20 protein-coding genes are annotated in these 20464 nt (G+C 67.5%); 17 read left to right on the top strand and 3 right to left on the bottom strand.

The window, feature by feature from the left end:
• Window positions 1-305 precede the first annotated feature (305 nt).
• On the top strand, window positions 306-3212 hold the full coding sequence (gene uvrA / locus CDO44_RS12015; protein ID WP_087780444.1) for an excinuclease ABC subunit UvrA: 2907 nt from the start codon (window positions 306-308) through the stop codon (window positions 3210-3212).
• Between the two features lie 48 nt (window positions 3213-3260).
• Here the strand turns inward: uvrA and CDO44_RS12010 are convergent, their stop codons facing one another.
• Complete coding sequence (locus tag CDO44_RS12010) at window positions 3261-3800, bottom strand: adenine phosphoribosyltransferase (RefSeq protein WP_087780443.1); 540 nt, start codon at window positions 3798-3800, stop codon at window positions 3261-3263.
• Between the two features lie 211 nt (window positions 3801-4011).
• Here CDO44_RS12010 and CDO44_RS12005 point away from each other — a divergent pair, with 211 nt between their 5' ends.
• The 11 genes from CDO44_RS12005 to CDO44_RS11955 all read left to right on the top strand — a co-directional run bounded on the left by CDO44_RS12005 (window position 4012) and on the right by CDO44_RS11955 (window position 14192).
• Entirely contained in the window at window positions 4012-5028 is a 1017-nt protein-coding gene (locus tag CDO44_RS12005; RefSeq protein ID WP_087780630.1) for an SIS domain-containing protein, read from the top strand.
• A gap of 7 nt (window positions 5029-5035) precedes the next feature.
• Window positions 5036-5641, top strand: a complete 606-nt coding sequence (locus CDO44_RS12000) for an HAD family hydrolase (RefSeq protein ID WP_087780442.1) — start codon at window positions 5036-5038, stop codon at window positions 5639-5641.
• Between the two features lie 190 nt (window positions 5642-5831).
• Window positions 5832-6446: an LPS export ABC transporter periplasmic protein LptC gene (gene lptC, locus CDO44_RS11995; RefSeq protein WP_087780441.1), complete on the top strand. Its 615-nt coding sequence runs from the start codon at window positions 5832-5834 to the stop codon at window positions 6444-6446.
• A gap of 7 nt (window positions 6447-6453) precedes the next feature.
• Window positions 6454-7059, top strand: a complete 606-nt coding sequence (gene lptA / locus CDO44_RS11990; protein WP_233146152.1) for a lipopolysaccharide transport periplasmic protein LptA — start codon at window positions 6454-6456, stop codon at window positions 7057-7059.
• Entirely contained in the window at window positions 7056-7868 is an 813-nt protein-coding gene (gene lptB, locus CDO44_RS11985; protein ID WP_087780440.1) for an LPS export ABC transporter ATP-binding protein, read from the top strand. The genes lptA and lptB overlap by 4 nt, the downstream gene beginning before the upstream one ends.
• Before the next feature lie 9 nt (window positions 7869-7877).
• Window positions 7878-9359: an RNA polymerase factor sigma-54 gene (locus tag CDO44_RS11980; RefSeq protein ID WP_087780439.1), complete on the top strand. Its 1482-nt coding sequence runs from the start codon at window positions 7878-7880 to the stop codon at window positions 9357-9359.
• 261 nt (window positions 9360-9620) lie between these two features.
• On the top strand, window positions 9621-9950 hold the full coding sequence (hpf, locus tag CDO44_RS11975) for a ribosome hibernation-promoting factor, HPF/YfiA family (RefSeq protein WP_087780438.1): 330 nt from the start codon (window positions 9621-9623) through the stop codon (window positions 9948-9950).
• 410 nt (window positions 9951-10360) lie between these two features.
• Window positions 10361-10837 (top strand): PTS IIA-like nitrogen regulatory protein PtsN, encoded by a 477-nt coding sequence (gene ptsN, locus CDO44_RS11970; RefSeq protein WP_087780437.1) that lies wholly within the window; start codon window positions 10361-10363, stop codon window positions 10835-10837.
• A 40-nt stretch (window positions 10838-10877) separates the two neighbouring features.
• Entirely contained in the window at window positions 10878-11807 is a 930-nt protein-coding gene (gene hprK / locus CDO44_RS11965) for an HPr(Ser) kinase/phosphatase (protein ID WP_087780436.1), read from the top strand.
• A 321-nt stretch (window positions 11808-12128) separates the two neighbouring features.
• The gene (rapZ, locus tag CDO44_RS11960; protein ID WP_087780435.1) at window positions 12129-13061 is read left to right on the top strand and encodes an RNase adapter RapZ; all 933 of its coding nucleotides are present in this window, start codon (window positions 12129-12131) and stop codon (window positions 13059-13061) included.
• Between the two features lie 3 nt (window positions 13062-13064).
• Window positions 13065-14192 (top strand): septal ring lytic transglycosylase RlpA family protein, encoded by a 1128-nt coding sequence (locus CDO44_RS11955; RefSeq protein ID WP_233146151.1) that lies wholly within the window; start codon window positions 13065-13067, stop codon window positions 14190-14192.
• 109 nt (window positions 14193-14301) lie between these two features.
• Here the strand turns inward: CDO44_RS11955 and CDO44_RS11950 are convergent, their stop codons facing one another.
• Window positions 14302-15555 (bottom strand): MFS transporter, encoded by a 1254-nt coding sequence (locus CDO44_RS11950; RefSeq protein ID WP_087780434.1) that lies wholly within the window; start codon window positions 15553-15555, stop codon window positions 14302-14304.
• A gap of 182 nt (window positions 15556-15737) precedes the next feature.
• On the opposite strand from CDO44_RS11950, the gene CDO44_RS11945 reads away from it, so the two are divergent.
• Both CDO44_RS11945 and CDO44_RS11940 read left to right on the top strand, forming a co-directional pair.
• The gene (locus CDO44_RS11945; RefSeq protein WP_087780433.1) at window positions 15738-16406 is read left to right on the top strand and encodes a hypothetical protein; all 669 of its coding nucleotides are present in this window, start codon (window positions 15738-15740) and stop codon (window positions 16404-16406) included.
• A gap of 86 nt (window positions 16407-16492) precedes the next feature.
• A complete protein-coding gene (locus tag CDO44_RS11940) occupies window positions 16493-17404 on the top strand; it encodes an IclR family transcriptional regulator (protein WP_087780432.1) in 912 nt (303 codons plus the stop codon).
• Between the two features lie 84 nt (window positions 17405-17488).
• Here the strand turns inward: CDO44_RS11940 and rsmI are convergent, their stop codons facing one another.
• Window positions 17489-18424: a 16S rRNA (cytidine(1402)-2'-O)-methyltransferase gene (gene rsmI, locus CDO44_RS11935; RefSeq protein WP_087780431.1), complete on the bottom strand. Its 936-nt coding sequence runs from the start codon at window positions 18422-18424 to the stop codon at window positions 17489-17491.
• A gap of 26 nt (window positions 18425-18450) precedes the next feature.
• On the opposite strand from rsmI, the gene CDO44_RS11930 reads away from it, so the two are divergent.
• From CDO44_RS11930 to CDO44_RS11920, 3 genes are all read left to right on the top strand, one after another.
• A complete protein-coding gene (locus CDO44_RS11930; RefSeq protein ID WP_087780430.1) occupies window positions 18451-18987 on the top strand; it encodes a YraN family protein in 537 nt (178 codons plus the stop codon).
• A gap of 209 nt (window positions 18988-19196) precedes the next feature.
• Complete coding sequence (locus tag CDO44_RS11925) at window positions 19197-19787, top strand: phosphoheptose isomerase (protein ID WP_087780429.1); 591 nt, start codon at window positions 19197-19199, stop codon at window positions 19785-19787.
• Window positions 19787-20455, top strand: a complete 669-nt coding sequence (locus CDO44_RS11920) for a BON domain-containing protein (RefSeq protein ID WP_087780428.1) — start codon at window positions 19787-19789, stop codon at window positions 20453-20455. The genes CDO44_RS11925 and CDO44_RS11920 overlap by 1 nt, the downstream gene beginning before the upstream one ends.
• The last annotated feature ends 9 nt before the right edge of the window (window positions 20456-20464 follow it).

Here is a 20464-nt window from a genome sequence, read left to right as displayed (position 1 = left end):
GCCCACCCCAAGCGGCCCGCTGGCCGCTCCCCTCAAGGGGCGGCACTGGCGGACCGGCAAAGCCGGATCCGCCGTGCCCTGGATCTAGTACGAGTCTTTTTGTCATGTCACCCATCGCTATCGCCGGCAGCCAGCGACAGCACCAGCGCCACACCCCAAGAATCCCGCACTAGACCCAGGGCGCCGCGGATCCGGCTCCGCCGGTCCGCCAGCGCCGCCCCCCTGGGGGGGGACGCGCGTAAGCGCGCACGGGGGGGTTATATTACCAAGTTGGCTTTCAGCCGGACCGGCTCGGGAAAGGTTTGATGGATGTAATTCGGATCAGGGGTGCGCGCACCCATAATCTCAAGAACGTATCGCTGGAATTGCCCCGCCACCAGCTCGTCGTGATCACGGGGTTGTCCGGCTCGGGCAAATCGTCGCTGGCGTTCGATACCCTCTATGCCGAGGGGCAGCGCCGCTATGTGGAAAGCCTGTCGGCCTATGCCCGGCAATTCCTGCAGTTGATGGACAAGCCCGAGGTGGACCTGATCGAGGGATTGTCGCCGGCGATTTCCATCGAGCAAAAGGCCGCCAGCCACAATCCGCGCTCGACCGTCGGGACGGTCACCGAGATCCACGACTACCTGCGGCTCCTGTTCGCCCGCGTGGGCACGCCCTACTGCCCGGATCACGACCTGCCGCTGCAGGCCCAGAGCGTGAGCCAGATGGTCGACATCACGCTGGGCCTGCCGGCCGAAAGCCGGCTGGCCATCCTCGCGCCGCTGGTGCGCGACCGCAAGGGCAGCTTCGAGGACGAGCTGGCCAACCTCCAGGCCCAGGGATTCGTGCGCGTGCGCGTGGACGGCGAGGTGCTGGACATCGACAGCGTGCCGCCGCTCAAGAAAAACGAGAAGCACAGCATCGACGTCGTGATCGATCGCCTGCGGGTGCGGCCCGACGCCCAGCAGCGGCTGGCCGAGAGCTTCGAGACCGCCATCGGCCTGGCCGAGGGCCGGGCCATCGTGCTGGAACTGGACGGCGACGCCGACGGGCACGGCCACGAGCACCTGTTCTCCAGCCGCTACGCCTGCCCGGTGTGCGGGCACAGCCTGCCCGAACTCGAGCCGCGGCTGTTCAGCTTCAACAATCCCATCGGCGCCTGCCCCAGCTGCGACGGCATCGGGCACGTTGGCTTCTTCGACCCCAAGCGGGTCGTGGCCTTCCCCGAACTGAGCCTGGCCGGCGGCGCGATCCGCGGCTGGGACCGCCGCAACCCGTTCTACCACCAGTTGCTGACCAGCCTGGCCGCCTTCTACGGGTTCGACGTCGAGACGCCGTTCGAGGAGCTGCCCGAGGAGATCCAGCAGCGCGTGCTGTACGGATCGGGCGAGCAGGAAATCGCCTTTACCTACGTCAACGAAAAGGGCCGCACCACCATCCGCTCCCATCCCTTCGAGGGAGTCATTCCCAATCTCGAACGGCGCTGGAAGGAAACCGAGTCCGCCACCGTGCGCGAGGAACTGGGCAAATACCGCAACGTCAAGACCTGTCCCGACTGCGGCGGCTCGCGCCTGCGCGCCGAGGCGCGCCACGTCAGGGTGGGCGAAGGGGAAGACGGGCGCGCCATCTATCAGCTGGAAGCCTTGCCGCTGGCCGACTGCCTGCGCTGGTTCGAGAACCTGGCGCTGACCGGCGCCAAGCGCGAGATCGCCGACCGCATCGTGCGCGAAATATCGGCACGGCTGACCTTCCTGAACAACGTGGGGCTGAGTTATCTCTCGCTGGACCGCAGCGCCGACACCATCTCGGGCGGCGAAGCCCAGCGCATTCGCCTGGCGAGCCAGATCGGCTCGGGCCTGACGGGGGTCATGTACGTGCTGGACGAGCCTTCCATCGGCCTGCACCAGCGCGACAACGACCGGCTGATCGACACGCTGCGGCACCTGCGCAACCTGGGCAACAGCGTGATCGTGGTCGAGCACGACGAGGACATGATCCGCGAGGCGGACTGGGTCGTGGACATGGGGCCGGGCGCCGGCGAGCACGGCGGGGAGGTCGTCTCGCAGGGGTCTCCCGCGCATATCGTGACCGACCCGAACTCGCTGACGGGGCTGTACCTCAGCGGCAAGAAAGCCATTCCCATTCCCGTCCGGCGGCCGGTGCGAGGCCAGGAGGAGCTGCCGTGGCTGGAGCTCAAGGGCTGTACCGGCAACAACCTGAAGGGCGTGGACCTGCGCATTCCCGCCGGCCGGCTGGTGTGCGTCACCGGCGTGTCCGGATCGGGCAAGTCCACGCTGATCAACGACACGCTGGTCAATGTCGTGTCGCGGCACCTCTACAACAGCCAGACCGAACCGGCGCCGTACGAATCGATCGAGGGGCTGGAGCATTTCGACAAGATCATCAGCGTGGACCAGAGCCCCATCGGCCGCACCCCGCGCAGCAACCCGGCGACCTACACGGGACTCTTCACGCCGATACGCGAGCTCTTCGCTGGCGTGCCAGAGGCGCGGGCGCGCGGCTACGACCCCGGCCGCTTCAGCTTCAACGTCAAGGGCGGCCGCTGCGAGGCCTGCCAGGGCGACGGCGTCGTCAAGGTGGAAATGCACTTCCTGCCCGACATCTACGTGCCCTGCGACGTCTGCCACGGCAGCCGCTACAACCGCGAGACGCTGGAGATCCGCTACCGCGGCCGCAACATCAGCGAGGTGCTGGACCTGACGGTCGAGCAGGCGCTGGACTACTTCGAGGCGGTGCCCGCCATCGCGCGCAGGCTGCAGACCTTGATCGACGTCGGCCTGGGCTACATCCGGCTGGGGCAAAGCGCCACCACCCTGTCGGGCGGCGAGGCGCAGCGGGTCAAGCTGTCGCAGGAACTGTCCAAGCGCGGCACCGGACGTACCCTTTACATCCTGGACGAACCCACCACCGGCCTGCACTTCCACGACATTTCCCTGTTGCTGGAAGTCATCGGACACCTGGTGGACGCCGGCAACACGGTCGTCGTGATCGAGCACAACCTCGATGTGATCAAGACCGCCGACTGGATCGTCGACATGGGTCCCGAGGGGGGCGACGGCGGCGGGCGGATCGTGGCGGAGGGCACGCCGGAGGAAATCGCCGAGGTGGCGCAAAGCCACACCGGCGGCTACCTGAAGAAGTTCCTTGCGCCTCGGGCGTCGGCCGAGCCTCCCAGGCCTGCCCGCGCGCGCCGGCAGAAAGCGGGCTGAGCGCCGGCCGCGGCGCAGGCATCCCGCCCGCCCTGGGCGCTCGCCGCCCTACTCGTCGAATTCGCAGACGGTATAGAGGTTCAGCCCGGAATTGCGTATGGCCTGCGACCCGCCCAGCCTGGGCAGGTCGATGACCGCGGCGGCCTCGACCACGTTGGCGCCCAGCCGCTGCAGCAGTTTCATGCCGGCCAGCATGGTGCCGCCGGTGGCCACCAGATCGTCGACCAGCACCACCCGCTGGCCGGGACGCACGGCATCGGCGTGCATCTCCACCGAGGAACTGCCGTATTCCAGGGAATACTGTTCGGCGATGGTGTCGTAGGGCAGCTTGCCCTTCTTGCGCACCGGCACGAAACCCAGGTTCAGCTCGTGGGCGATGACGCTGCCGACGATGAACCCGCGGGCATCGATGCCCGCCACCAGGTCCAGCCGCTGGTTCATGTAGCGGTAGACGAACAGCTCGATCAGCACGCGGAAGCTGCGTGGGTCTTGCAGCAGGGGCGTGATGTCCCGGAACAGCACACCGGGTTCGGGCCAGTCGGGCACCGTGCGGATGCGGTCGCGGATGTAGTTCGGATCCAGGAACATGGCGGGCTCGGCGGGAAAAGTCGGGGAGGAACCGGGGTGCGGACACCCTGGCGACGCAGGACGCCACTGTAACCCAAAGAACGTGAAGCAAGGATCGTGCCCTTGCTACTATACTGGTAGATCATCGCAATTGAATGACCGCTGCCGCATCTGGCCGGCGCGGGGCGCTTTTTTCGCCGCCCGCCACCCGTGGCGGCGGCCCGGACTCATCATGAACACCTCAGACAACGGCACGTCCAACGTATACGTCCCCGGCGCCTCCGGCCCCGTCGACGTCATCGGCTCGGCCCGCAGCACCCTGGCGGTGGAAATCCAAGCGCTCAAGGCCCTGTCGGACCGCCTCGACCGCACTTTCGTGCGCGCGGTCGACATCCTGCTCGGCTGCCCGGGCCGCGTCGTGGTCAGCGGCATCGGCAAGTCGGGCCACATCGCCCGCAAGATCGCCGCCACCTTCGCCTCCACCGGCACGCCGTCCTTCTTCGTGCACGCGGCCGAGGCGGTGCACGGCGACCTCGGCATGATCACCGCCAACGACGTCCTGGTCACGATCTCCTATTCCGGCACGACGGCCGAACTGCTCACCATCGTTCCCGCCGTGAAGCGGCTGGGCTCGTCCCTGATCGCCATCACCGGCAACCCCGAGTCCGAGCTGGCGCAGCTGGCCGACGTGCACCTGGACGCCAGCGTACCGCAGGAAGCGTGCCCCCTGAACCTGGCGCCCACGGCCAGCACCACGACAGCGCTGGCGCTGGGCGACGCCCTGGCGGTCGCCTGCCTCGAGGCGCGCGGCTTCGGTCCGGAGGATTTCGCCCGCTCGCATCCCGGCGGCGCGCTGGGGCGGCGCCTGCTGACCCACGTCAGCGACGTCATGCGCACCGGCCGGGACCTGCCCACGGTGCCGGTCACCGCCTCGGTCACCGACGCCCTGGTCGAGATCACCCGCAAGAGCATGGGCATGACGGCGGTGCTCGACGGCGAGCGCGTGGTCGGCATCTTCACCGACGGCGACCTGCGCCGCCTGATCGAACGCGAAGGCGACATCCGCAACCTGACCGTGGTGGCCGGCATGACGCGCAATCCCCTTTTCATCGGCCCGGATGCGCTCGCCACCGAGGCGGCGGCGCTGATGGACGAAAACCGCAAGAACCAGCTGCTGGTGCTCGATGCCACCGGCAAGCTGGTCGGCGCCCTCCATACCCACGACCTGATGGCAGCAAAGGTGCTCTGACGTTCCCATGGCGATTCCCCTCACCCCCCATCCGGCAGAAGCCCTGATCCTGGCCCGCGTGCCGCAGGACGTGCGCGAACGTGCGTCGCGGCTGCGCCTGATGATCTTCGACGTCGACGGCGTGCTGACCGACGGCCGGCTCTACTACGGCGAACACGGCGAAACCGTCAAGCGCTTCCATGCGCTCGACGGCTTCGGCCTGCGCATGCTGCACGAGAGCGGCGTGGAGGTGGCCTTCATGACCGGCCGCGACTCGCCCACCGTGTCGCGGCGCGCGGCCGAACTGGGCATCTCGGAAGTCCAGCAGGGGGTACGCGACAAGAGCGCCGCCGTCACCGTGCTCGCGCAGCGCCACAACCTCGAGCTGGACGACATCGGCTTCATGGGCGACGACATCATCGACCTGGCCGTGATGCACCGCGTCGGCTTCGCCGCCAGCGTGGCCGAGGCTCCGGTCTACATTGCCCAGGCGGCGCACTGGGTAGCCACCCGGCCCGCCGGCAGCGGCGCGGCGCGCGAATGCTGCGACCTGATCCTCGCCGCCCAAGGCCGGCTCGGCGGCTACATCACCAGCCGCGCCCGCACCACGCTTACCTCGGGATCGCCTCAATGAACGTGGCCCCCCCCTACGCGCTGACGCGCGCCCCCCAGGGGGCGATGCGAGCGGACTGGCAGAGCCAGATCCGCCGCATCCTGGATCTGCCCACAGAATCACAGTGCGGAGCGCCCCGTTCTTGCTTTCATCCAGGGCACCGCGGATCCGGCTTTGCCGGTCCGCCAGTGCCGCCCCCTAGGGGGTATCAATGAAAGACCGTCTCGCGTCGGGGGTTTCCATCGCGCTGCTGGCTGCGCTCGTGGCCGGCACGTGGTGGGCGGCCGATTATGCGCGGCGCGCGGTGGTGGAAGATCCGCCGCGCCGCCTGACCCACGAAATCGACTCCTACGTGGAGGAGTTCGTCATGGTGCGCAGCGACGAAAACGGCATGCCGACGACCCGGATGGAAGGCGACCGCCTGGTGCACTATCCGGACGACGACTCGTCCGAGGTCACGCAATTCCGGGCTGTGAGCCAGCGCCCAGAACGCCCCACGATGACGGCTACGTCGCACCAGGCGCGCATGGACCAGGACGGCGCGCGCGTGGTCATGCGCGGCGACGTGCAGCTGCGCCGGCTGCCCGGCCAGGGGCGTCCGGAACTCGATATACGCAGCGAGGAAGTCACTCTGCTGCCCGACGAGGATGTCGCCTTCACCGACCTGCCCGCCACCGTGGTGAACGGGTCCACGCGCATACAGGGCCGCGGCATGCGCTACGACAATGTCTCGCGTGAACTGAAGGTCGACAACCAGACGCGGGTACAGATACTGCCCAACAGTACGCGGCCGGCACCACCGGCCCGTCCGCCATCCAAGGGATAAGAACACCGTGCCACACTATCGATTCTCCCTGATCGCCGCCCAGGCCATGCTCGCCCTGGCGGCTCTCGCCTGCGCCGGCCCGGCCGCCGCGGCGCGCGCCGACAGCGCGCAGCCCACGACGGTCGATGCCGACGCCTTGCGCTACGACGACTTGAAGCAGACCAGCATCTTCACCGGCAATGTCGTGCTCACCAAGGGATCGCTGATCCTGCGCGCCGACCGCCTGGAGCTGCGCGAAGACGCCGAGGGCTACCAGTTCGGCGTCGCCACGGCCAACAGCGGCAAGCTGGTCCACGTGCGCCAGCGCCGCGAAGGCACCGACGAATACATCGAAGGCGAGGGCGAGCGCGTCGAGTACGACGGCCGCAACGAGCTGATCCATTTCATATCGAAGGCCGTGGTCAAGCGGCTGGCGTGCGAGCAGATGGTCGACGAGGTGCGCGGCCAGCGCATCACCTACAACCAGCGCACCGAAACCTATACGGCGACCGGCGGGCCGAAGGCGCCCACGCCCAACCAGCGCGTGCGCACCATCATCCAGCCGCGCGGCCAGGCCGCCGAAGGCGCGCCGGCGTCGGGCTGCCCCGCCACTCCCGCCAAGGCGTCCCAATGAACGCGCCGCAGCACATCGAGGCCGGAAAAACGGCCGAGGTCCGCCGTGCCGAGGAATCCGCCAAGGGCGAAGGCCGCCTGCGCGCCCACGGCCTGCGCAAGTCCTACCAGAGCCGCACGGTCGTCAAGAACGTGTCGCTGCACGTGGACGGCGGCGAGGTGGTGGGATTGCTGGGGCCCAACGGCGCCGGCAAGACCACGTGCTTCTACATGATCGTCGGCCTGGTCCCCGCGGACGCGGGAAGCATCGATATCGACGGCGTGTCGGCCACCAGCCTGCCCATCCACAAGCGGGCGCGGCTGGGCCTGTCCTACCTGCCCCAGGACGCCTCGGTATTCCGGCGGCTGAACGTGGAGCAGAACATCCGCGCCGTGCTCGAACTGCAGCACAACCCGGATGGCTCGTCGCTCAGCTCGCGCCAGGTGGACGAGAACCTGGAGTCGCTGCTGGACGAATTGCAGATCGGCCACATCCGCAGCAACGCCGCCATCTCGCTGTCCGGCGGCGAACGCCGGCGCGTGGAAATCGCGCGGGCGCTCGCCACCAATCCTCGCTTCATCCTGCTGGACGAGCCGTTCGCCGGCGTCGACCCGATCGCCGTCATCGAAATCCAGCGCATCGTGCGCTTCCTCAAGAGCCGCGGCATAGGCGTGCTCATCACCGATCACAACGTGCGCGAGACGCTGGGCATCTGCGACCGGGCCTACATCATCAGCGACGGCACGGTACTGGCCAGCGGACACCCCGAGGAAATCGTCGGTGATCCGGCGGTGCGCCGGGTCTACCTGGGAGAACACTTCCGCATGTAAGCGGTGCCCATGCTCAAACCCGGCCTTCAACTCCGCACCTCCCAACACCTGGCGCTGACGCCGGCCTTGCAGCAGTCGATCAAGCTGCTGCAGCTGTCGACGCTCGAACTCGAACACGAGATCGAACAAATCCTCCAGGAGAACCCGCTGCTCGAACGCGAGGACGAGCACGTGGCCGGCGCCCTGCGCGTCGACGCCGACGGCACCGTCCACGCCCCCGCCCCGAGCGCCACGGCCACGGATGGCGAGCGCGAAAGCACCGGCGACGACGCCGACACATCGTCCGCCGCCGAGGTCCATGAACTGCCCGATGCGCCCGGCATGCCGGAGCTGCATCGCCCGGGCGGCGAACACGACGACGACACCGCGCCGCAACTGGCCGCCCGCTCCGCGTCGCTGCGCGAACACCTGCTCGAGCAACTGTCGTTCACGCAAGCGACGCAACGCGACGCCGCGCTGGTCGCGGCGCTGATCGACGAACTGGACGACAACGGCTATCTCGACACCTCGCTGGAGGAACTGGCCGGACTGTTTCCGCCCGAACTGGAAATCGATGCGGACGAATTGCGTTCGGCGCTGGGCTTGCTGCAGTCCTTCGATCCCGCCGGCGTCGGCGCGCGCAATATCTCCGAATGCCTGTGCCTGCAATTGCGCGATCCGGACCTGAACTGCCTGCCCGAGGCGCGGGATGCCGCGGTGCTGGCGCTGGCGCGCAGCATCGCCGCCCAGCACCTGCCCCTGCTGGGTGCGCGCGACTACGCCAAGCTGCGCAAGGCACTCGGCTGCAGCGACGATCAGTTGCGCGCCGCGCAGAGCCTCATTCGCAGGCTCGATCCGCGACCAGGCGCACGCTATTCGTCGCCGGCGGCCGACTACGTCATTCCCGACGTGATCGTGCGCAAGGTCGGCAACCAATGGCGCGCCACGCTCAACGGCGAAGCGGTGCCGAGGCTGCGCATCAACCAGATGTACGCGCAGATCCTCAAGTCCGAGCGCAGCTCGGCGCATCCGGGACTGTCGTCGCAATTGCAGGAAGCGCGCTGGCTGATCCGCAACGTGCAGCAGCGCTTCGACACCATCCTTCGCGTAGCCCAGGCCATCATCGATCGCCAGCAGGGTTTCCTTAACCATGGCGAGGTGGCCATGCGCCCCCTTGTATTGCGCGAAATAGCAGATACACTAGGATTGCACGAGTCGACGATCTCCCGCGTCACCACCCAGAAATACATGCTCACCCCGCTGGGAACGTTCGAACTCAAGTATTTTTTCGGCAGCCACGTCGCCACGGAAACCGGCGGTGCGGCATCGTCCACGGCGATTCGTGCGCTGATCAAGCAACTCATCGGAGCGGAGGACCCCACTCAGCCACTATCCGACAGCCAACTTGCTCAGATGCTGGGGGAACAGGGCATCGTCGTGGCCCGGCGCACGGTGGCCAAGTACCGCGAAGCACTCAAGATCCCGCCCGTTTCTTTGCGCAAGAACATCTAGTCGGCCAAGCCCGGCGCCCACTGCTGCATATCCATCACGGTGGACTAGGGTTAGGCCGGACTTGAAAGGCCCGGATCAAGGCTCATCTTCATATCAACCGCTGAAATGCATGTGCCCGCCACTTCGATTGCGTGGCAAACGCCGGAAATCCGGTTGCGACGCAAGCAAAGTGGCACGCTCGTGTCACGTGCGCCGGCAACCTGCGGACGCCGGCGCTGGCCCGGGAGCATTCCCGGTACATCGCTTCAAGGAGGGCTTTACATGAATCTGAGCATCAGCGGACATCACCTCATCGTGACCCCGGCCATACGGGAGTATGTGCTGAACAAGCTCACGAGGGTGTTGAGGCATTTCGATCACGTCATCGACATCCAGGTGCTGCTTTCCGTGGAAAAGCTGCGCCACAGCGCCGAAATCACCATGCACCTCAGAGGCAAGGACGTCCATTGCGAGGCCCAGGAAGAAAACCTCTATGCCGCGATCGACGCCCTGGTGGACAAAGTCGACCGACAGGTCATCAAGTACAAGGACAAGGTCCAGCGGCCTCGAACCGACGAGGCACCCAAAAGGCAGCTAGCCGCTGATTTGTGATGTAGCCCGCGCCGAGCGGCCTATGGCCGCTCCGCTCGAGGGGCGGCACTGGCGGACCGGCAAAGCCGGGTCCGCGGTGCCCCGTGGATATCGGGCCGCATTCCGGTCCGAGACGGAAGTGGTGGTTTCACGTCGAGGTATCCATGCGGCATGTTGTTCCGCCGCCTCATTTTCCGGGAACCGAGCACAAGGAGAAAAGCACGCCATTCCTCCGTCAGCCCGGCGTACGCCAGGGCACCGCCGATCCGGTGTTGCCGGTCCGCCGGCGCCGGCCCTCGAGGGAATGGCCGTCAGGCCGCCAGGGGTGGGCTTCCCGTTGCCCCCTGGCCTATAATCGATCTCCATCTTAAAAAGATGTCGCCCGGTCCATCTGTTGTGCGAATTTGTATCGGCAGACCGGCGCATACGTTATGAATCTGATCTCGCGGATACTCCCTCCCTCGAACGTGCTGCTTGATCTGGAAGTCACCAGCAAGAAGCGCGTTTTCGAACAAGTCGGCCTTTTGTTCGAGAACAACCATGGCATCGCCCGGTCGGTGGTCTTCGACAGCCTGTTCGCTCGCGAACGACTCGGGTCGACCGGCCTGGGCCAAGGCGTGGCCGTTCCACATGGGCGCATCAAGGGCCTGACCGACGCCGTGGCCGCCTTCGTCCGCCTGGCGCAGCCCATCAATTTCGACGCCCCCGACGGCAAGCCTGTGCAGTTGCTGGTCTTCCTGCTCGTACCCGAGCAGGCCACGCAGGTGCACCTGGAAATCCTGTCCGAACTGGCGCAGATGCTGTCCAATCGCGCGCTGCGCGAAGCCCTGGCGACCGAACCCTCCGCCAGCGCGATCCACTCGCTGCTGACCCACTGGGAACCGGCCCAGTCCAACGCCGAGGCCTGATCCCGGCCACGTGGTCGGCCGCCTCTTTTCGTGTGCCCCGATGCTTACTATCGAAAAACTGGTCGACGAGAATACCGACAAGATTTCCTTGAGCTGGCTGGCGGGGCACTCCAATGCCAACCGTTCGCCGCTGCCCGACACCTGCCTGGCGGCGGCCGACCTGGTGGGCCACCTCAACCTCATCCACCCGACGCGCATCCAGGTCTTCGGACTCGAGGAACTGGCGTTCTACGTGCGGCTCGAAGCGCGCCGCCGCGCACACCATCTCGACGAACTGCTCGCGGGCGGCGTGCCGGCCATTATCATGGCCGACGGCCTGGCGGCGCCGGCCGATCTGCTCGAACACTGCGAGCGCCACGGCGTGCCGCTGCTCGCGTCGCCGCGCTCGGCGGCGCAGGTCATCGACCTGCTGCGCATCTACCTCGCCAAGAAGCTCGCGCCGGTCACCACCGTGCACGGCGTCTTCATGGACGTGCTCGGCATGGGCGTGCTGATCTCCGGCGAATCGGGCCTGGGCAAGAGCGAGCTGGCGCTGGAGCTGATTTCCCGCGGACACGGCCTGGTGGCCGACGACGCCGTGGAGTTCTCCCGCATCGCGCCCAACATCATCGAAGGCCGCTGCCCGCCGCTGCTGCAGAACATGCTCGAGGTGCGGGGACTCGGCCTGCTCGACATCCGGGCGATCTTCGGCGAAACCTCGGTGCGCCGCAAGATGAAGCTCAAGCTCATCGTCCACCTGGTACGCACCACCTCGCCGGAAGCGAATTTCGAACGCCTGCCCCTGCAAGCCTTGACCCAGGACGTGCTGGCCCTGCCCATACGCAAGGTCGTGCTGCCGGTAGCCGCGGGCCGCAACCTGGCGGTGCTGGTGGAAGCGGCGGTACGCAACGCCATCCTGCAACTCCGGGGCATCGATACGATGACGGAGTTCATGGAGCGGCAGATGGACGCAATTCAGAACGGCGAGTAGGGAAGCCCACCCCCTACGCGCTTCGCACGCCCCCTCAAGGGGGCGATGCGGGTGGACCGGCGGAGCCGGATCCACCGCATCCTGGGTCTAGTACCGCTTTCTTGGAATGTAGCGCCGATGCTTCGCTGGTTGCCAGCGGTAGCAACGGTGTGGCAATTGGAGAAAGCGGTACTAGATCCAGGGCGCCGCGGATCCGGCTTTGCCGGTCCGTCAGCGCCGCCCCCTTGAGGGGGCGCGCGAAGCGCGTAGGGGGTGGGCTTTCCTTGATGGTATCGTTCAGTATCGTTCCTTTTTTCCTCTCCATCTAGACCAGATCAGACTGTGCTACGCGTCGTCTTCATTACCGGCATCTCGGGCTCTGGCAAGTCCGTGGCCCTTCGTACCCTCGAAGACGCCGGCTATAACTGCGTCGACAATCTTCCCGTCCGTTTCCTGCACGAATTCATCGCCGCCGCGCATGACGACGGGCTGCAGCGCGTGGGGGTGTCCATCGACGCCCGTTCCACCGGCGCGATCGCCAGCCTGCCGGGCACCATTACCGCGCTGCGGGCGCTGGGCACCGAGATCCGCGTGGTTTTTCTCGACGCCGATACCGGCACGCTGGTGCAGCGCTATTCGGAATCGCGGCGGCGCCATCCGCTTACCGACAAACTGTTCCGCGAAGGCATCGCGCCGTCGATCGAAGCCTGTATCGCGCACGAGCGCGAACTGCTGGGCCCCTTGCGCGAGCTGGGCCACGTCATCGACACCACCGGACTGACGCCTTCGCAGCTGCGTTCGTGGATACGCAACGTCGTGCAGGCCGACACCGTGCCGCTGGTACTGACCTTCGAATCGTTCGCCTTCAAGGAGGGTGTGCCGCTGGACGCCGACCTGATGTTCGACGTGCGGTGCCTGCCCAACCCCCACTACGACCCCGTGCTGCGGCCGCTGACCGGTCGCGACGCGCCGGTGGCGAGTTTCCTGGCCGCCATTCCCAACGTCGGCCGCATGATCGACGATATCGCGGCCTTCATCCGCACCTGGCTGCCCGAGTACATGCAGGACACGCGCAGCTACCTGACGGTGGCCATAGGCTGTACGGGCGGCACGCATCGCTCGGTGTACGTGGTGGAACAACTGGCGGCCATGTTCGCCGGCCAGGGGCAGGTGCTGGTGCGCCATCGTGCACAAAAGCAGTTCGACCTTTATGATCCTGGCGGCGGCCCGACCGACGCGCCGCCGCTTGCCAGACCCACGCATTCAGGACCCTAGACGATGATGCAACCCGACCGGACCTCCAGCCTTGGCGCCAACTCGACATCCAGCCGCCAGCCTCGCGGGAGTTCCAGTCTGTTATGGGTCGCGGTTTGCGCCACCGTGGCGCTCGCCGCCTGCAGCAGCGCTCCCAAGGCGCCCTCCGGCTCCGCATCGCGCGGAGGCGGCTACTACAAGGACGACGGCCCGCCGGCCAATCCCCCGGCCAACCTCGATCTGGTGCCGGACCCGCTGCCGGCGGTCGAACCGCTGGCCAGCGGCGCCAACCGGCCCTACGTGATCTTCGGCAAGCGCTACGTGCCCGACACGTCCATGCAGCCCTACAAGGTGCGGGGGATCGCCTCGTGGTACGGGCGCAAATTCCACGGCGCCCGCACGTCGAATGGCGAGATCTACGACATGTATGCGATGACGGCCGCCCATACCACGCTGCCGATCCCGAGCTATGCCAGGGTCACCCGGGTCGCCACCGGCAAATCCGTGATCGTCCGCGTCAACGATCGCGGCCCGTTCCACAGCGACCGGATCATCGATCTCTCCTACACCGCGGCGCACAAGCTGGGCCTGCTTGCCCAGGGCAGCGGCGAAGTGGTGGTGGAACTGCTGCAACCGGAGGAAATCGCCAGGATCCGGGCCGAGCGCGGCAACGCGCCCATGCTGGCTTCGGCGCCCGCAGTCACGCAAGCGGCGGCGGACGGGAATGCTCCCGAGGTCGTGGCGCTGCCGGTCACGGTACAGGCGCCCGCCAGCCAGATGCGGGAGCTGCCGCCGCTGGCCCAGGCGAATCCCGCGCCGCCGGCGAATCCCGGCCCGGCCGCGGTCGCCGCGAACCCGCCCCAGCCGTCCGGCGTGCAGGTGCCCGCCTCGGCCGCGGCGCCGGTGGCGGTCTTGCCGCAATCGGGCATCTTCCTCCAGGTGGGCGCATTCAGCGGCCAGCGCAACGCCGAAGACCTGCTGGCGCGGCTCAAGAGCCAGCTGGGGGATTGGGCCGAACCCTTGCGGATCGTCAATACCGACAGCCTGCACCGGGTCCACATCGGCCCCTACCCCACGCGGGAGAGCGCGCAGGCGGCGGCCCAGCGGCTGCAGGCCCGGATGGACATCGCCCCCGTCATCGTCGTGCGCTGACCGGCCGCTTGATCCGCTCGACGGCGGCGTTGCCGTGCCCGCGCCCAGGATGGCCCGGACGACGGGCACGAAGCGGGCTCCGGCCTGACGCCACGCCGCCGCGCGGCGCCTACTCCAGCTCCCCGCCCTTGGTCTCGGGCAGGAAGAAATACACGATGACCGCCGCCAGCGCGAAGAACCCCGCCGTGGCGGCCAATGCGCTGGCCACGCCGTGGCTGGCGGAGAAGAATCCGACCGCCGCGGGAGCGAGCGCGCTGGTTGCCCGCCCGGCGTTATAGATGAAACCCTGGGCGGTGGCACGGATCTGCGTCGGGAACAACTCGGCGAAGGTGGGCGCAAAGCCGCTGTAGAAGCCGGTGCCCACGAACGCCACCAGCGGCCCGAAGGCGAGCAGCAGCAGGCTGGAGTGGATCTGCACGTACACGGGCACGCACACGGCCGACAGCAGGAAGAACAGGATGAAGGCCATGCGGCGGCCGATCCGGTCGGCGATGTAGCCGAAGCAGATGAATCCCAGCGCCGCGCCCACTTGCATGATCACGATCCAGGTGGTGGACTTGGTCAGGTCCAGGCCGGCACCGCCGTCGCTCACCGGCGTCGCCAGGTAGGTGGGAATCCAGGTGAACAGGCCCCAGTAGCCGCACATCGCCGCGGCGGTGAACGCCAGCCCTACGATGGTGCTGCGCAAATGCTGGCCGAACAGAAGGCGCAGCGTCGCCCCGACTCCCAGGCGTTCTTTCTGGCCGGTCCAGATCTCCGGTTCGGAAGCGTGCCGGCGCACCCAGAACGCGAACAGCGCGGGCAGGAGCCCGACGGCGAACACCCAACGCCAGCCGAGCGTGGGCAACACCAATGCCGCGACGATGGCCGCCAGCGCGTAGCCCGCCGCGAATGCGCTCTGCACCCAGGCCATGACCTTGCCACGGTGCTCGGCCGGCCACGTCTCGGTGACCAGCGCGGCGCCCGCCGACCACTCGCCCCCTACGCCGAGCCCCAGCAGGAAGCGGAACACGAGCAGTTGCGTGACGTTCTGCGAGAAGCCGCACAGCGCCGTGCCGATGGAATAGCACGCGATGCTCAGCACCAGTGACCGGGTGCGGCCGAGGCGGTCGGCCAGAAAACCGAAGATCAATCCGCCGAAGGCCGTCGCCAGCAGCGTCATCGAAGCGATGACGCCGGCGGCGCCGCTGTCGAAGTTCAGCTCCGACCGCATGTGCGTGATCACCATGGCGAACAGCATCAAGTCCATGATGTCCAGCATCCAGCCGATGTAGGCCGATCCAAACGCGCGCCATTGTTCCTTGGTGCGCCCTACGTACCACTTTTCCTTCGCGCGAGGCAGCGCCGTCGAAGGGATAGACATGACTGCGTCTCCTTCATGTATCGATAGTCGATACAAACGTATCGATAAATATTCTATCCTAATATTTCCAGATCATGTGATGATGGTTTACGATAAATAATACGCATGTATTGATAATCGATACATCATCATTGAAGCCGGCCCACCAAAGGGCTGGCCATGGATACACAGGAGTTTTTTCCATGCGCACGTTCATGCTTCGGCTTTATGAAGACAGGATTCCCGCGGGCCACGCGCCGGCGTATCTGCCCAAAGCGCCACGCTCGGTCTATGTCGTGGAAGGCGGCATTACGGTCGAATTCCCGCAGGGCAGCCAGCATCAGGGCCGTGACTCGGCCTGGATCGGCCAGGAACAGATCGCCCTCGTGGGCGGCGAGGAAAACGCCGTGCTGTGGCGCTGGGAACTGGTCGCGCCCGATGCCGCCCCCGGGGTAATGCGCAGCGCGCCCGGCGTGGAATCGGTGCTGAAGCTCCAGCAGGAGATCGAGCTCGACGAGCAGTTCGACTGGCTGATGCGCTGCGACCGGGTGGACTTCCCGCCGGGCGGCGTGGCGCTCACCCACGTGCACCAGGGGCCGGGCATCCGGTGCTGCATCAAGGGCGAAATCACCATCGAGACCCAGGGCAAGACTACCGTCCATCCCGCGGGCTCGGCCTGGTTCGAACTCGGCCACGCACCCGTGCTGGCCCCCACGACGCAGGCCTCGGATACCAGCTTCATCCGCTGCTTCATCCTGCCCCAGGGCTGCCGGCTGCGCAGCTCCATCCGCTACGTGCTGCCCGAGGACGCGGGCAAGCCGAAGCGCCAGCATTATCATGTGTACGGCGAGCGCATGCTGAGCCTGCCCTGAGGACGGCCGACGGCCCGGCAACGAGGCCGGGCCGGGCATGCGCACCGAGAAACAGACCCGCAACAGCCAGGACCCGCTTCGATTCCATGCCTTCTCCCGCTCCTCCCGCAACGGACCTAGCCCCGCCCGAGCCGGGACCCGGCTCCTCCTTCGCCGGCGCAAGACCAAACCCTGCGCTGGCCACCGCCGGCGACGAGGCCTCGGTGTCGTCGACCTCGGTCATTTCGCTGCGCATCCTGGAGCTGATGGCGGCCCAGGGCGCCGACTGCGGCATCACCGAACTGGCGGAATTGCTGGGCATGCCCAAGGCGCGCGTGCATCGCCACCTGAGCGCGCTCAAGCAGCAGGGCTACGTCACCCAGAACAAGCGCACCAGCCGCTACCGCATCGGGTGGCGCCTGTTCCTGCTGGGACGCAAGCTGGTGCAGCAGTTCGACGTGGTCTCGCTCGCCAAGCCCATCATGGAGGATTTGCGCAACCGCGTCGGCCAGACCATCGTCATCACCACCTTCGACCCGAACAAGGTCGTCGTGCTGGACCTGGTCCGCGGACGCAATGCGCTGGAGATCCTGCTGAACCCGGGCACCCAGTTCCCGGGCTTCCATACCGTGGCGCAAGGCAAGATCGTGCTGGCATTCGGGCCGCCGTCGCTGCGCGAGGCCGTGCTGTCCCAGCCCCTGGCCGCCAGCACGCCCAAGACCATCACCGATCCCGACCGGTTGCGGGCGGAGATCCAGCTCGTCCAGCAGCGGGGATGGGCCGAGGCCCCGGAGGAAGTCTTCACCGGTATCAATGCGCTGGCGGCGCCGATATTCCAGGCCGACGGCTCGCTGTTCGGCGCGCTCGCCATCGTGGCCTCGATCCACTATCTGCCCGCGCGAGCCCATCCCGATACGGTCCGGGAGCTGATGCAGGCGGCCGCCGGCATCTCGGCCATCCTGGGCGCCGGCGACCCCGGCCTGCCCCCGCGCGTCGAAACCAGGACATCGCGCGCCTAGGCGGCTACACGCCGGATCGCCGCTGCGGCATGCTGGCGCTTGCCTCTTCCCCGGGCCAGCGCCATGCACGATGCCTTGCATTCCCTAGTCGTCTTTTTCCTTGAGCGCCAGTGCGCGCGCGTACAGAGTATCGCGCGGCGCCCCGGTAATGCGGGCCGCCACCTTGGCGCTGTCGCGCACGCTCAAGACCTCCAGCAGCGCCCGCAGCACCTCGTCGGCGTGCGCGTCGAGCTGTGCCGCGGCGGCCGGCGGCGCCTCCTGCACGACCAGCACGAACTCGCCCTGGGCGCGTTGAGGATGCGCCTCCAGCCAGGCACGGGCGTCGCCCAGCGGCAGGGTGGCGATCTCCTCGAACCGCTTGGTCAGTTCGCGCGCGATCGTTATCGGCCGCTCCGGGCCGCACACCTCCAGCAGGTCGGCCAGCGTGGCGGCCAGCCGGTGCGGCGACTCGTACATCGCGACGGGCGCCGGCAACGCGCACCACTGGGCCAGCCAGCGCTGCCGGGCGGCCGACTTGGCCGGCGCGAATCCGGCGAAGACGAAAGCGGGATTCTCGTCCGAGGTCGCGCCGCTGGCCATCAGCGCCGCAATGACCGCGCTCGCGCCGGGCACCGGCACCACTTGGTAGCCGGCCGCCCTGACTTCGCGCACGATGCGCGCCCCCGGGTCGCTCACGCCCGGCGCCCCGGCGTCGGAAACGAGCGCGACCCGCTCGCCCGCGGCCAGGCGGCCGACGATGGCCTGCGCCGCCTGGGCCTCGTTGTGGCGATGCGCCGCCATCAACGGCGTGGCGATGCCCCAGGCTTCCAGCAAAGGGCGGGTCATGCGGGTATCCTCGGCGGCAATCACGTCAGCCAGTTGCAGGCAGGCCTGGGCTCGCAGGCTCAGGTCGCCGAGATTGCCGATGGGCGTCGCCACCACATACAAGGCGGGCGCCGGCCAGTGCTGCGCGGCCACTTTGTCCGCCAAGCGCCCCCAGGCGCCGGCCGAAGGCCCGGTTTGGTCGAATTCCTTTTCCATGACGCGAGGATAACGCGAGGGCGGCCATGACGTCCGGCCGGCAGCGGCGCTCCGCCGCGGTGGCCGCGCCCGCGCCATCCGGCGGGAGCGACGCCGCCTACGTCCTGGCCCACGCGGCCCAGCGGCGCGCGCTGCGCAAGCGGGCGCGAGGCAAGCGGAACAAATCCTCTGCGGAAATACCGGCGCCCCGCCGCTCCCCGGCCCAGCAGGCCGGCGACCGCGCCGAACGGCGCGCGCTGGACTACCTGCTGGCGGCCGGCCTGCGGCCCGTGGCACGCAATTTCGCATGCCGTACCGGTGAAATAGACCTCATCATGCGCGAGGGCAAGGTGCTGGTTTTCGTGGAGGTGCGCGCCCGCTCCGTGAGCCGCTACGGAGACGCGGCAGCCACCGTCGGCCTCGCCAAGCAGCTTCGCCTGGCCCGGGCCGCACGCCATTTCCTCCACACGCGCTGGCGCGGGCCCATGCCCCCTTGCCGTTTCGACGTGCTGGCGTTCGACGCCGACGGCCCGCCCCGCTGGATACGGCACGCCTTCGACGCGCGGGCGCCGTCCCGAGGTTGAGCGCTTGCGGGGGACATGCCAGCCGGGGAAACGCGTCGCCGCGGCCTTTTCGGCCTCCCGGGAACGCGCCAAGGAAACTATCATTGCCGAATCCGCTCGAACCCTGGTCGAGGCGGCCCGCGACGCGGGCGTTGCGCCCGGTTACAGCGGACACACTTGCCGGCAGGGCCGGCAAGCCGGCCGTTTCCCCTGCATGAGATAATCCCGGCATGGACCTGATCGCCCGTATTTCTGCCCATTTCCGCGACGCCGTCGCCCTGTTCGAACATTGCCAGGACACGCTTTCCGCCCCCACCGCCGCCGCGGTGGATGCGCTGGTGTTCTGCCTATCCAACAACGGCAAGATCCTGGCCTGCGGCAATGGCGGATCGGCCGCCGATGCGCAGCACTTCGCCGCCGAGCTGGTCGGCCGCTTCGAGCGCGAACGCCTGCCCCTGGCTGCCATCGCGCTCAATACCGATACGTCGATCCTGACCGCGGTCGGCAACGATTTCGGCTATGACCGCGTCTTCTCCCAGCAAGTCAACGCGCTCGGCCAACCGGGCGACGTGCTGGTGGCCATATCCACCAGCGGCAACTCGGCCAACGTGATCGAAGCCATCGAAGCCGCCCACGCGCGCGAACTGCGCGTGATCGCGCTGACCGGCAAGGGCGGCGGCAAGATCGGCCAGATGCTGACCGAAGACGACGTGCATCTATGCGTTCCGCACGACCGCACCCTGCGCATCCAGGAAGTCCACATTCTGCTGCTGCACGCCATGTGCGACGGCATCGACGCTCAACTGCTGGGAGATCTCTGATGTTTCGCAAACCGGCCATTTCGGTACGCCCGCTGGTTCTGGCGGTAATGGTGGCAAGCTCCGCGTGGGCCGTGTCGGCCTGCGCCCCCATCGTGCTGGGCGGCGCCTACGTGGGCACGATGGCCGCGACCGACCGGCGCACCGTCGGCATCCAGGTCGAGGACAAGAACATCGAGCTCAAGGCCTCCAACCGGCTCTCTGGCCGCTACGGCGACAAGGGCCACATCAACGTCAACGCGTACAACCGCAAGGTGCTGCTCACCGGCGAGGTCCCCGACGAAGCCGCCAAGCGCGACGCCGAGGAACAGGTGCGTGGCGTCGAGAACGTACGCTCCATCGTCAACGAACTCCAGATCGGCATCCCGACCTCGCTGACCACCCGTTCGAACGACGTCTTCATCGAAGGCAAGATCAAGGCCTCGCTGGTCGACGCCAAGGACCTGTTCGCCAACTCGTTCCGCATCACGGTGGAGAACGGCGTGGCCTACCTGATGGGCCGCGTCACCGAACGCGAAGGCAAGCGAGGCGCCGAGATCGCCGCCGGCGTGAGCGGCGTGAAGAAGGTCGTCAAGGTGTTCGACTACATCACCGAGGAAGAGCTGCAGGACCTTTCGAAAGTGAAGGCCGAGCAGGACGAAGCGGCCGCCAGCCAATCCAGCTCGCGCTGACCCCGGGCC

The sequence above is a fragment of the Pigmentiphaga sp. NML080357 genome (assembly GCF_002188465.1).
Taxonomy (GTDB): Bacteria; Pseudomonadota; Gammaproteobacteria; order Burkholderiales; family Burkholderiaceae_B; genus Pigmentiphaga.
This window is presented reverse-complemented; position numbering and strand designations above follow the sequence as displayed.